At 57.0% G+C, this 12,553-nt stretch carries 9 protein-coding genes; 6 read left to right on the plus strand and 3 right to left on the minus strand.

The window, feature by feature from the left end; genetic code table 11:
* Window positions 1-92: 92 nt before the first annotated feature.
* The 3 genes from EL234_RS07355 to EL234_RS07365 are packed head-to-tail and all read left to right on the plus strand — an operon-like array spanning window position 93 to window position 3,125.
* Window positions 93-1,199: a prolipoprotein diacylglyceryl transferase gene (locus tag EL234_RS07355; protein ID WP_126416844.1), complete on the plus strand. Its 1,107-nt coding sequence runs from the start codon at window positions 93-95 to the stop codon at window positions 1,197-1,199.
* Window positions 1,189-2,205: a hypothetical protein gene (locus EL234_RS07360; protein ID WP_126416845.1), complete on the plus strand. Its 1,017-nt coding sequence runs from the start codon at window positions 1,189-1,191 to the stop codon at window positions 2,203-2,205. Before EL234_RS07355 ends, EL234_RS07360 begins: the two co-directional genes overlap by 11 nt.
* Before the next feature lie 17 nt (window positions 2,206-2,222).
* Complete coding sequence (locus tag EL234_RS07365) at window positions 2,223-3,125, plus strand: tetratricopeptide repeat protein (RefSeq protein WP_126416846.1); 903 nt, start codon at window positions 2,223-2,225, stop codon at window positions 3,123-3,125.
* Here EL234_RS07365 and EL234_RS07370 read toward each other — a convergent pair.
* Window positions 3,122-4,828, minus strand: a complete 1,707-nt coding sequence (locus EL234_RS07370) for a glycoside hydrolase family 13 protein (RefSeq protein ID WP_126416847.1) — start codon at window positions 4,826-4,828, stop codon at window positions 3,122-3,124. The two genes, EL234_RS07365 and EL234_RS07370, sit on opposite strands and share 4 nt — an antisense overlap.
* 30 nt (window positions 4,829-4,858) lie before the next feature.
* Window positions 4,859-5,866 (minus strand): LacI family DNA-binding transcriptional regulator, encoded by a 1,008-nt coding sequence (locus tag EL234_RS07375; protein ID WP_126417298.1) that lies wholly within the window; start codon window positions 5,864-5,866, stop codon window positions 4,859-4,861.
* Between the two features lie 306 nt (window positions 5,867-6,172).
* Here EL234_RS07375 and EL234_RS07380 point away from each other — a divergent pair, with 306 nt between their 5' ends.
* From EL234_RS07380 to EL234_RS07390, 3 genes are all read left to right on the plus strand, one after another.
* On the plus strand, window positions 6,173-7,417 hold the full coding sequence (locus tag EL234_RS07380; RefSeq protein WP_126416848.1) for a sugar ABC transporter substrate-binding protein: 1,245 nt from the start codon (window positions 6,173-6,175) through the stop codon (window positions 7,415-7,417).
* Between the two features lie 105 nt (window positions 7,418-7,522).
* Entirely contained in the window at window positions 7,523-9,136 is a 1,614-nt protein-coding gene (locus EL234_RS07385; RefSeq protein WP_126416849.1) for an ABC transporter permease subunit, read from the plus strand.
* A gap of 20 nt (window positions 9,137-9,156) precedes the next feature.
* Window positions 9,157-10,056 (plus strand): sugar ABC transporter permease, encoded by a 900-nt coding sequence (locus EL234_RS07390; RefSeq protein ID WP_126417299.1) that lies wholly within the window; start codon window positions 9,157-9,159, stop codon window positions 10,054-10,056.
* 181 nt (window positions 10,057-10,237) lie between these two features.
* Here the strand turns inward: EL234_RS07390 and metE are convergent, their stop codons facing one another.
* Window positions 10,238-12,535 (minus strand): 5-methyltetrahydropteroyltriglutamate--homocysteine S-methyltransferase, encoded by a 2,298-nt coding sequence (gene metE, locus EL234_RS07395; protein WP_126416850.1) that lies wholly within the window; start codon window positions 12,533-12,535, stop codon window positions 10,238-10,240.
* Window positions 12,536-12,553: the final 18 nt, after the last annotated feature.

The raw sequence follows: 12,553 nt of genomic DNA on the forward strand, positions 1-12,553 counted from the left end.
CTACGATGATCTTATGAGGAAAACAGGGTATCGTTATTAAATCGTTATAATTTTTGTGAGCGATTATGTCGAGCTTTTGAGGAGACACACGAATGAAACGTAAAGGCGGGTTCATCTTCGTCTTTCTGGGCATCGCTCTGGCTACGTTCGGGTTTTTGCGTAGTTCCATGACTGCGAAGCCAGACACCGTCGAGGTGACGGTTCCGAGCTCGGAAGCACAGATGGCATACACCGCTCCCGGTGTGTTGTCGCTCGTTAACGACGTCGTTGACGTCACCCTGTCCGTTCCAGAAGGAACCGTGCACTGGGGTGTGGGTGCGACGGCGGATGTGGAAGCTTTCGTCGGTGATGCCTCTGCTATCCAGGTGACGGGCTTGGCAGACTGGGAGACTCCCGCTTACGAGTTGCGTTCGGGCACTCAAGAAGGAGCCGACGCCGTAGCAAAGGCTGTGGAAGAATCACGGTGGAACATTCACGAGTCAGACATGTGGGAAGAGTCTGGTTCGGGTGAAGGTAGCGTCACAATTGCGCTCGAACCGGATCAAAGAGTTCGGCAATCGCTGATCGTCTCAACATCGGCCGGTACGGTACCCGAGATGACGTTCACGTGGCAGCGCCAACTGACCGCGATCAATCCTGTTCCGTGGATCATCATCGGAGCGTTGACATCGCTCATTGGTGTGCTCATGGTGATGTCAGCCAACCAAGAAGCGGGCATCAACCGCAAGAGAGCCGCGAAATACAGTGAGCGGCTTCAGCGGCAAGAATCCGCAACGGCAGTGCTCACCAAGGTTGACGTGGCGAGGGAAGAAGCAGCTGCACAGACGGCCGGAGCGCTGGGTGCGGCAGTCCTGCCGGGTGCAAATGAAGACATTCGGAACCGTCCGCTTGATGAGGGCGACCGACTTGTTATTCCGCCGGCACAGGACGACGACGGCGAACGCGCCAGCGAACCTGAAGAACTGACGAACAGCGACGAACCCGCAGAAACTGAAGATCAGCCTGCTGATCCTGAGGAACAACCGGCGGAACTGGACGACTCACCGGCCGGTGAGTCAGCTGAGTCAGCCGATGAGCAAGGCGATGAGCCAACCGACGGCGAAGAAGAATCAGAGGCTGAGTCCAAGGACGACGACTGGCGTTCGCTGTGGAATTTCAATTGGGGATCTCCGTGGAAGAAGGGAGAAGATGATGCGTAAGCTCACTGCCACACTTGCGGGGGCAGCACTCCTATTGGCTGGATGCTCATCTGGCGATTCGGTTCCCTCTGCTACCTCGGGAAATGCCGCCCACGAGGTGATCGACGCGGAGAAATATACGCAGATCGCCACGGAGGCGAAGGAGTCGATTGACGCCGCAAACGCGAGCCTTGATCCTGAATCGTTAACAAACCGGATTGGCGGCCCGGCGCGCACCTATCGCGGCGCGCAGCTCAAACTTGAATCGTTGCTGGGGGATTCCTACTCGCTGGATCCCATGCCTGTCGAAGTTGAAGCTGAACCAATTTCTTCGGGGAGTGCATTCCCGCGCACCATGATTACGGCGGTTGCCCCGCGTGATGGCCGTAATCTCAGCACGCTATCCGTGTGGAGCCAGAATGATCCGCGCTCGAACTACCAGCTGTGGGCCGATGTGGAACTGTTCCCCGGGGTCAAAGTTCCCGATCTGGTGAACCAACTGAACGATAAGCCCGGCTTCCCTGAGGTGGAGGCGGGCGACTATGCGGTTGATCCGAGTAAGGTTCTGGAACAATACGCGCTCTATAACGGCACGCGCCAGCAGCAACAGATCGTGTTCACGGAAGGCGATCCGCTGTTCCATCAGATCGCTGCTCAGCAAGATACGTTCGTCCAGTCGCTCGGCGATCTCGGAACGGCGGCTACGAACTTCGCTGTCGGGGAAAGTGGCGTGCGTGGGGTGTCAACCGAAAATGGTGGACTGGTGATTGTGGGAGAGATGACCTACGACGTCGTTATCACCAAAACTGCCGAGGGCGCCACGCTACGAATTGGTGGCGAAATCGGTGCGTTGCATGCAAATTCTGGCGAGAACGCGATGCTCGAGATCTCTCACGAGGGGCGAGCTAGATATGCCACGACTGTAGCGTTCTATGTGCCACCTGCTGGCCAGGACGCGGTCGTATCCGTTATTGGTGCTTCGAAGCCAACATTAATTAGTGTGGAGAACGTAGCACCTGAGGAATAGTCCAAGAGGAGACATTGATGAGTGGAGTTTACGATCTATCTGCATTTCAGAAGAAGGACGACGCCGGGGGTGGTGACACCGTTCCGGGGCCTTACGTTCTCGCTGTGACGGCGCAGAACCTGCAGGGCGTTATTAACACGTCTGCTCAGCTGCCGGTGATCGCCGCGTTCCACTCGGATAAATCTCAGAACTCCCAGGCGTTGATTGGGATGCTTAGCAAGCTCGTCAATGAGCACAAGGGCCGCTTCCAGTTGGCTACCGTGGACGTTGACGAGAATTCGGATGTGGCGCAGGCGTTTGGTGTGAACGCGGTGCCGGCCGCCGTCGCAATCTTGCAAGGCCAGCCGATTCCGCTGTTCCAGGGGCTTCCCGACGACGCCCAGTTAACCGATACGATCGCAAAGATTTTGCAGGCGGCGAGCGAATACGGCATGACGGGCGTGCTCGATGGCGACGCCGATGCCACCCCGCCCGAACCTGAAATCCCACCTTTACACAAAGCTGGTCTTGAAGCCTTGGAGAAGGGCGACGTCGAAGCCGCACACGCCGCATACTCTGAGGCACTCGCGCAGAATCCGGCCGATTCTGAAGCACAAACCGCGCTTTATCAGATCGAACTCATCCAGCGGATCGCGCAGATGAATCCCGATGGCGACACCCAGGCGACGCAGAAGATTCTTACGGCTGCACAGTCCGCGCCGTTGACTGACGTTGACTCTCACCTCAAGGCCGCTGATCTCGAGTTTTCCTATCAGCGCCCGGACGCCGCGTTCAGGAGGCTTATCGACGTCATCAAAGCCACCAGCGGTGAGGAACGAGAGAAGGCACGCGAGAGGCTGCTTGCCTACTTCGATATTCTCGGCCCGGAGCAGCCGGTTGTTGCGCAGGCCCGGAAGGCGCTCGCGAACGCGCTGTTTTAATCTGTGGTAAACCACACGGCTGCGTTCGGCGGCACGCTACGCGCCGCGTCCTGAGCGAGATTCTCGCCCAGGTTGCGTGATTGTATGATGATCCGCGCCTGATCTGGGAGCGGTGCCGGGGTGTCGAACGTGATGATCACGTGCACGTCCGCCCGCCCACTCAGCCGGGACACATAGTGTAAATACGGCGCTACTTCGTCGGTTTCATAGAGGCTGGCCCGCGCCATCTGGAGGCGCTTACGTTGCGCAAACAACCGCCGGAAGAGGCTGAGCGTAGATTCCGGGTCACGATCTTGCACGTCGGCTGCAAGTTCGTGCGCGCTGTCGAGGTGCGGCAGCCACGATACGCCCGAGGGGGAGAATCCATAGCCGGGGGCGTCAGCTTGCCAGGGTATGGGAACTCGGCAGCCGTCCCGTCCTGCCTCAGCACCCTTCGTGCGGAAAAACGCGGGATCTTGACGCACCGAGTCAGGAAGTGCCATGTGTTCGGGCAAACCCAGTTCCTCTCCCTGGTAGATGTAACACGAACCGGGCAGAGCCGCCTGCAAGACGTGAGCTGCTAGCGCGCGGTTGAAACCTAGCACAGCATCTGGCTGTTCATCGCCCGGCCGGATCCCGTTCGGCCCCTTGCCGGTTTTACTTAAACCGAATCGAGAAACCGCGCGAACCACGTCGTGGTTGGACAGCACCCAGGTAGTTGGCGCGCCCACTGCGTCCATCGCGGCCAGCGATTCCCGGATGGTGTGACGGTACGAATCGACAGTGTAGGGAGCCGAGAGGAAATCGAAGTTAAAGGCTTGGTACATTTCATCGGGACGGACGTAGTTGGCCAGATCGCTCAAGTCATCGACCCACGCTTCGGCAACCAACGCCTTGTCAGTTCCGTATTCGTTGAGCACGGCCCGCCATTCGCGATAGATCTCGTGAACCTCAGGGCGGTTCCACTGCGGCGGCGGAGGGATACTGCCGGCGGCGTCGCCGGAACCGGCGACCATGTCGTAATGGTATTGCCAGTTCGGTAGCTGCGGATCTTTCACTAACCCGTGAGCCACGTCAACACGGAAACCATCCACGCCCAGATCAAGCCAGTACCGCAAAATATCGCGGAATTCCGCCCGTACCTTCGGATTGCGCCAGTTCAGATCCGGCTGGGAGGAATCGAACAGGTGCAGATACCAGCTCCGGTCATCTTCCCATGCGGATCCCGGCGCGTCGGGGCGTTCGCACACTCGCGTCCACGCCGCGCCACCAAAAACCGAAAGCCAATCGGTAGGTGGTTCGTCGGTCTCGTCGACGAACCAGTAAAGTTCACGCTCGGGGGCATGTGGGTTTGTGAGCGCAGCTTGAAACCACTCGTGTTGATCCGAGGTGTGGTTAGGAACCAAGTCCACGATGATTCGCAACCCGCAACCGTGGGCTGCGGCAATCAGCCGCGTGGCGTCGTCGTTCGTGCCAAACATCGGATCAACTTGCCTGTAATTTGCGACGTCGTAACCGGCGTCCTTCTGGGGAGAAAGATAGAAAGGCGACAGCCACAGGGCGTCTACGCCCAGATCGCGCAGGTAGCCGAGCTTGGAGATGATGCCCGGCAAGCCGCCGATTGGCCCGGATGAGGACGCGAAAGAACGTGGATAGATCTGGTAGATCACCCCTTCACGCCACCACTCGCTGGCTGGGGTTTCCGTGTGAAGCAACAAAGTCATTAGGGTGTGATACCTCGATTGGTTGGAGTGTTACTTGCGGGCGGCGGTTGAGCCACGAACTATGAGTTCGGGATCGAAACTCATCTTGCCTATATCCACCTGCATGCCTTTGATAAGAGCAACGAGGGTTGATACGGCTGCTTCCGTTATTGCCTTGACTGGTTGGCGGAGCGTCGTTAGCGGAGGATCGGAAAATCCGGTTACAGGCGAATCGTCAAAGCCGACAATGGAGATGTCGCTCGGCACAGATATCCCGGCAGCTTTGCAGTGGCGGACCGCACCCAGTGCCATCATGTCCGAGCCGCAGATAATGGCAGTACAGCCGGCGCCAATCAGTTGAGCTGCCGCGCCTGCGCCCCCGTTGACCGTGTAAAGCGTGTGAACAACGCGCGGCTGTTCGTGCGGGTGCGAGTGGCGCATTGCGTCAATAAACGCTTCCGTCTTGTGAAGCGATGGGATAAAACGTAGGGGACCAGATGCAAAACCGATCTTCTGATGGCCCAGACTAGTTAAGTGACAGACAGCTTGCCGGATTGCGTCGGCGTCGTCGGTAGAAAAATCAGGGTTGCGTAAGCCAGGGTGCGCACCGTTGATGGTCACGAAAGGAATCTTGCGCGCAATAATACGCTCGTACCTGGAAATATTCGCCGTCGAATCCGCGTGCAAGCCAGAAACGAAAACAAATCCGGCTACGCGATGGGCAAGCATCGTTTCAACGTAGGAATCCTCGGTAGTCCCTCCGGCCATCTGGGTGCCCAGTAGGGGAGTGTACCCCTGAAGTGAAAGTGCCGAAACTATCGATTGCGTGAAGAACGGGAAAATAGGGTTTGTCAATTCGGGAACTATCATGCCGACCAGCCCGCCGCCGTGTTCCCGTAAGGTTTTGGGGCGCTCATAACCCAGAAGGTCAAGTGCAGCAACTACAGCTTGCCGCGTTTTAGGCGCCACAGAACTCTTTGCATTGAGTACACGCGACACGGTAGCAGTGGAAACACCGGCTTGAGCGGCTATGTCTGCCAACCGAATCCGATGAGCCATGGATCCCCTCCATGAAGATAGGTCGTCATTGTCCTGCGAAAATGATAACGAAAGTGCAACAAGTTTTCGAAAATCTTGCAAAATTGCTCTGCTTCAGAGGCGCCGAAAAAGAGTAATCCCTGATAAATAAGGGGTTTGAAGAACTGCCTTTTTGCAAAGATACTGAAAAGCGGTGCAGTGAAGTTACGGAATCCTATAATCGCAGTTAACACTACGCGGGCGAGGAGGCTCAGCGGGTGACGCGCGGCTAACCTCAATGCGAGGTTACAGTGAACACACACAATTTCATGAATACGAGGAGAAAAAATGCGACGGAGCATTGCTCTTATGGCATCGGCAGGACTGGCGTTGACGCTCGCCGCCTGCTCAAATAACGACGGCGGCGAGAAGCCTTCGGCTGACGCCACCAAGCAGGAACAGACCTCTGAAAACAGCGGCGGTAAGCTGGTTATTTGGACGGACGCGAACCGGGAACCGGCGTTCAAGATGGCAGCTGAGAACTACAAGGCAAATACTGGTAACGAAGTTGAACTCGTAGTTAAAGAAAATGACCAGATGCGCTCTGAGTTCGCCTCACAGGCAGCAGCCGGTGAAGGTCCGGACATCGTGTTTGGCGCACATGATTGGCTCGGTGAGTTCGTGACCAACGGCCTCGTAGCTCCGGTAGAACTTGGCGATAAGGCGAAGGAATTCAATGACCTCGCGGTTCAGGCCTTTACGTATGAGGGAACAACGTACGGAGTTCCCTACGCAGTAGAAAACCTTGCAATTATTCGCAACGCTGATCTGGTTGATTCGACTCCGGCAACTTTCGACGAAATGATCGCCAAGGGCAAGGAGGCGGGCGTCCAGTACCCGTTCATCATGCAAATTGGCAGCGAGGGTGACCCGTACACGATGTATCCGTTCGAAGCCTCGTTCTCTGGCTCGGTGTTTGAACTCGACAGCGATGGTGGCTACACGAAGAAACTCAACCTCGGAGGCGAACAGGGGCTCGCGTTTGCCAAGTGGCTTTCCGCAAACGGCCAGGGTGGCACGGGCGTTCTAGACACCAACGTGAACTATGACATCGCGGTCGAAGCTTTCAAGAATGGACAGTCGCCCTATATTTTGGGTGGCCCGTGGATGCTGGGAGATTTCAAGGATATGAATATCTCAGTCGATCCGATTCCAACCACGGGTGATAAGCCGGCATCACCGTTCCTTGGCGTGCAAGGCGGTTTCGTCAATGCCGGATCGAAGAACCAGTTGCTCGCTACAGACTTCCTTGTTAACTACGTGGGCTCAAAGCAGGTGCAAGACGAGTTGTACAAGATCGGCCAGCGTCTGCCCGCGCTGACCGAATCTGCCACTGCCGCTCAGTCTGATCCACTGATGGCTGGCTTTGCTGCTGCTGGTAAGGATGCGCTTCCGATGCCGTCTCTGCCAGAGATGGGTGCTGTGTGGACCTTCTGGGGCAAGACGGAAGCACAGATCCTGCAAGGCGATTCCGACCCAGCAGGGGTGTGGGAAAAGATGATCTCTGATATCGAAGCAGAGATAGCGAAGTAAGAAATCGAATGAGGGCCGGTGCCGGCGAGTAAGAACTAGCCGGCACCGGCTTATCAAGTCACGACCTGGCAAAGGTCGCGCCTCAATAAAACTCGAGGAGGAACCATGTCAATGACGGTTCAGTCCGAGGCGAGTAAGGCAAGGCAACGGCGTCGTCAAGAAAATCGCAAGAAGGATTCGCAAGCCACGAACTGGTCTCCTGGTTTCATTGCCAAACTTATTCTTATGGCATTGGTGAATGCCCTCGGCATACATGTTATATTCACTGCTTTCGGCCAAGGCTCTTGGCTGCTAGGGATCCTGATGGTAGCCCTAGTTATTTTCACTGACTGGGTGTATTTTTCTAAACGTACCCTCGCACTGAAGTACTTGACGCCTGGGCTGATCTTTCTGCTCGTCTTTCAAGCGTTCACGATCGTCTATACGGGCTATATTGCTTTTACGAACTACGGCCATCAGCACACGCTTAATAAATCGCAAGCAATTAACGCTCTAGTGCTCCAAAATAGCTTCAAACGTGTGGAGGGTTCCCCACAGTACCCGCTCGCGCTCGTACATAAGGACGGCGAACTCGGATTCGCCGTCCTTGCCGACGGAGAGCTCAAAGTAGGTAGCGCAGATCAACCCCTTGAAAAGGTCGCGGGTGAGATCGATGGCAACCGAATCGTCACAGTGGAGGGTTGGGAGCCGCTGACCGGTGCAGATCTTACGGCACGACAGCAAGAGATAACACAGTTGCGAGTTCCACTCAGCTCGGATCCGGAGGCCGGTACGATAGGAACGCAAACCGGAACCACGGCTTTCGAGTTCACGTCGTCGTTAAAATACGACGACGAACGCGACGCGATGGTTGACACGGAAACAGGCAAGGTGTACTTCGCAAACGACGAGGTAGGCTTCTTCGAAAGCCAGACCGGTGAGAAGCTCGGCGTGGGCTGGCGGGTGAACGTCGGATTCGATAACTTCATCCAGGGCTTTTCCGATTCTCGCTACGCTCAGCCGTTTGCATCCGTGCTGATCTGGAATGTCATATTCGCGGCAATGTCGGTTCTTACCACGTTCCTTTTGGGCATGGTCTTAGCCATCGTTATGAACGACGAGCGAATGAAGGGGCGCAAGTTCTATCGCACAATGATGCTGCTACCTTATGCGTTCCCATCATTCATGACAGCGTTCCTTTTTGCTGGCCTGATGAATGCTCGATATGGGTTCTTCAACGAGCTACTGGGCATGGAAATTCCGTGGTTGACTGACCCCACGATGGCGAAAGTATCAGTAATTTTAGTGAACCTGTGGATGGGCTTCCCATACATGTTCTTAATCGTGACAGGGGCGCTGCAATCGATCCCCGGAGACCTGGTTGAGGCAGCAAAGATTGATGGGGCTTCCACCTTCCAAGTGTGGCGCAACGTTACCTTCCCGCAGCTGATGATCTCACTAACGCCGCTGCTGATTTCCTCTTTCGCGTTCAACTTCAATAATTTTAATTTGATTTACATGTTGAACGGCGGCGGCCCAGCGATGTCAGATGCATCTGTTCCAGTTGGGCACACAGATATTTTGATCTCTATGGTTTACAAGATCGCTGGCCTGACAGGCGAGGCGTTGCCGAACTACGGTTTGGCAGCCGCAATGTCGCTTGTCATCTTCCTGATCGTGGGGAGCGTCTCGCTCTACTCGTTTAAGAAATCAAATGCGTTCGAAGGGTTGGGATCGTAATGAGCTTAGATCAAGAGAATATGACGGGCGATGCTCGTTCTGCCCAACTTCAGGTGCGCGATAACCGGATGCCCGTCGGGCAATGGTTCCGTGAGCTAGGGTTCCGCCACGTGGTTGGAATTGTTGCCGTGGTGTATGCTGCCTTCCCGATTGTGTACATCGTGTCAGCGGCTCTCAATCCGAATATTTCAACCACGCTTACGGGTGCGAATGATCTGTTTGCAAACGTATCGACGCAGAATTTTCAGGAGCTTTCGGACACCATGTTTTGGACGTGGCTGAAGAATACGCTCATCATTGGGGTGGCGACGGCGGTTGGCACTGTCCTGATGGGGGCTGCGGCGGCATACGCCTTTTCGCGGTACCGTTTCAAGGGGCGGAAAGTGACTCTCATGTCGCTTATGGTGATCCAAATGTTCCCGCAGTTGTTGACTTTTGTGGCGATCTTCTTGCTCCTTACCACACTGGGGGACATCATTCCTTGGTTGGGGATAGATTCGAAGATAGCACTGATCTGTGTTTACCTTGGCGGTGCGCTGGGCGCTAACACGTTCCTCATGTACGGATTTTTCAATTCGATCCCGATGGAGCTTGATGAGGCAGCTAAAATTGACGGTGCCTCGCACGGCCAAGTGTACTGGACGATCATCATGCCGCTGGTGATCCCTATTCTTGCGGTTGTCGGTCTGCTGTCCTTCATTTCGGCATTCAATGATTTCATTCTTTCCCGTACGATCCTTACCAGTCAGTCAAACTGGACTCTTGCGGTGGGAATGAATTTGTGGGTTGGTGGAAATGACAAGCAGTGGGATTGGTTTGCTGCCGGTTCGGTCATTTCTGCGCTGCCGATCCTGTTGTTGTTCTTGTTCTTGCAAAAGTACATAGTTTCTGGCCTGACCGGAGGTGCTGTCAAGGGCTAAGACTTCTTTAGTTCGCAGTAACGCGGTGGGATCTCATAGCCGAAAGTGAATAAGTGTCTGATTGACAGTTCGGTAGGATCCCACCGCGTTTTCTGACGGCTCTTGATTGTGAACAAGGTGGGGCCGGTGGTCTCAGACCACCGGCCCCACCTGACTAGGCTCCGAGGAGCTGACGAGGCTACTACGAGCGTGCTGCCTCGAGCTTCTCACGTACTTGCGCCGTTGCGGCCACCAGGTTGCGTAGGGACTTGACGGTTTCGTCGTAGTCGCGGGTCTTCAATCCGCAATCGGGGTTGACCCACAGCTGCGCAGCCGGGACGTTCTCGAGCGCTGCTTCAATCAGGTCTACCAATTCTTCGGTAGCTGGAACGCGCGGGGAGTGGATATCCCACACGCCCGGGCCAATATCGTTCGAGAACTTACCCTCCACCGACTCCAACAGTTCCATGCGTGAACGCGCCGCCTCCACGGAGGTCACGTCCGCATCCAAGCCGGCAATCGCGTCAATGATCTGGTTGAACTCCGAATAGCACAAGTGGGTGTGGATCTGGGTCTGGGGCTGCACGCCCGAGGTTGCGAGCCGGAAGGCTCCCACCGACCACGCCAAGTAATCAGCGTGCTTATCGGCGTCCAGCGGAAGCAGCTCGCGCAGGGCGGGCTCGTCCACCTGGATGACGGGCGTGCCGTGAGCTTCGAGGTCAGCGATTTCATCGCGTAGTGCGAGTGCGAGCTGGTCGGCCACCTCAGGTAGCGGAATATCCCGGCGCGGGAACGACCATGCGATGATCGTGACCGGCCCAGTCAGCATGCCCTTGACCGGCTTGTCCGTGAGCGACTGCGCGTACTGGATCCACTCGCCACCGAGCGACTGCTTACGCTCCACGTCACCCCACAGGATCGACGGGCGCGTACAGCGCGAACCATACGACTGCACCCAACCGTTGTGCGTCACCGCAAAACCTTCGAGTAGCTCGGCAAAGTACTGCACCATGTCGTTACGCTCCGCCTCGCCATGCACGAGCACATCTAGGCCAAGCTCTTCCTGCAACTCGATGACCGACGTGATCTCGTTCTTCAGCACCTCGCGGTAGCCGGCCTCGTCCAGCTCGCCAGAGCGACGCTTCGCACGCGCTACCCGAAGCTCAGTGCGCTGCGGGAACGAACCGATCGTCGTCGTCGGCAACACCGGCAACTGCAACTTCTCCCGCTGAACCTTCTGACGCTCGGCAGCATCCCCACGCGTACGGTCAGCATCGGTGAGGGCGGCGGTGCGCTCGCGAACGTGCTGCACCGTAACGCCAGCGCTTGCCGCGCGCTGCTCGAGCGCGGCGGTGGACTCGGCGATCTCGAGGCTGATTGCATCCCAGCCGTCGGCAAGCCCGCGGCCAAGCGTCACGATCTCGGCCACCTTTTCGTCCGCGAACGCCAGCCACGAGTGCAAGTTAGAATTGAGCGGCTCGTCCCAGGTTTCCCCTTCGAGGGTGTGCGGCACGTGCTGCAACGACGTCGTCGTGCTCGCCACCACCCGTGCGCCCGTCTGGCGAGCGGCCTCTAGCTTGTCAGCCGCTTCCTGCAGATCGGTGCGCCAAATGTTACGCCCGTCCACGACGCCGGCCGCGAGCGTGATGCCCTGCGCCGTGGCGCCTTCGGGCAGCGTGCCACGATCAAGATCAACCCCGATCGCTTCCACGCCGGTACCGACGAGCGTGGAGAACGCCTGCGAAGAATCACCGTATGGCACTGCCAGCAGAATCTGCGGGCGGTCGGCAATCTCGGCGAACCGGGTGTACACCTTGCCCGCGAGTTCCGTGAGTCGCTTACGAGAAGCAGGCAGGTTATCCGTGGCAAGTGCGGGCTCGTCGAACTGCACCCACGGCGCTCCAAGCGCGGCGAGCTCGGCGAGCAGCTGTTCGTAGGCGGGGAGCACGTCATCAAGACGCGCGAGCGGATCGAAATCCGGCTCATCATCGGTGCCCTTTGCAAGCGCGAGCAGGGTTACCGGGCCAACGACGACGGGACGCACCTGGTACCCGGCCTGAGCCGCCTCCCGGTAGCGGTCCACGATCTGCGTATCCGTGTAAGCAAACTCAGTATGTGAATCGATCTCTGGCACGATGTAGTGGTAGTTCGTGTCGAACCATTTGGTCATCTCGTTGGCCGGATGGGTGGCATCACCGCGTGCGGCAGCAAAGTAGGCGTCCAGCCCGTCCAGATCGGCAAAACGCTGCGGGATCGCGCCAACAAGGAACGCCGCGTCAAGCACCTGGTCATAGTAGGTGTGCGAATCGGGGATCGCGCCAGGCTCGCCCAGCCCAAGATCGGTTAGCCGTTCGTAATTGGCCAGGCGCAGCTGCTTCGTTGCACCCAGGAACTCTTCCTTGGAGATCTTGCCCGCCCAGTAGGATTCGAGCGCGCGCTTGAGCTCGCGGTTCACGCCGATGCGCGGATAGCCGAGGATCGTAGAGGTTAGCTTCGTCATTGTATTTCCTTTGTGTGT

The sequence above is a fragment of the Trueperella bialowiezensis genome (genome assembly GCF_900637955.1).
GTDB classification, from domain to species: domain Bacteria; phylum Actinomycetota; class Actinomycetes; order Actinomycetales; family Actinomycetaceae; genus Trueperella; species Trueperella bialowiezensis.

What these genes read in the sequence shown, in the direction of transcription:
- EL234_RS07355 (WP_126416844.1), top strand. Translation starts at nt 93, where the DNA reads ATGAAACGTAAAGGCGGGTTCATCTTCGTCTTTCTGGGCATCGCTCTG.
- EL234_RS07360 (WP_126416845.1), top strand. Translation starts at nt 1,189, where the DNA reads ATGATGCGTAAGCTCACTGCCACACTTGCGGGGGCAGCACTCCTATTG.
- EL234_RS07365 (WP_126416846.1), top strand. Translation starts at nt 2,223, where the DNA reads ATGAGTGGAGTTTACGATCTATCTGCATTTCAGAAGAAGGACGACGCC.
- EL234_RS07370 (WP_126416847.1), bottom strand. Translation starts at nt 4,828, where the DNA reads ATGACTTTGTTGCTTCACACGGAAACCCCAGCCAGCGAGTGGTGGCGT.
- EL234_RS07375 (WP_126417298.1), bottom strand. Translation starts at nt 5,866, where the DNA reads ATGGCTCATCGGATTCGGTTGGCAGACATAGCCGCTCAAGCCGGTGTT.
- EL234_RS07380 (WP_126416848.1), top strand. Translation starts at nt 6,173, where the DNA reads ATGCGACGGAGCATTGCTCTTATGGCATCGGCAGGACTGGCGTTGACG.
- EL234_RS07385 (WP_126416849.1), top strand. Translation starts at nt 7,523, where the DNA reads ATGTCAATGACGGTTCAGTCCGAGGCGAGTAAGGCAAGGCAACGGCGT.
- EL234_RS07390 (WP_126417299.1), top strand. Translation starts at nt 9,157, where the DNA reads ATGACGGGCGATGCTCGTTCTGCCCAACTTCAGGTGCGCGATAACCGG.
- metE (WP_126416850.1), bottom strand. Translation starts at nt 12,535, where the DNA reads ATGACGAAGCTAACCTCTACGATCCTCGGCTATCCGCGCATCGGCGTG.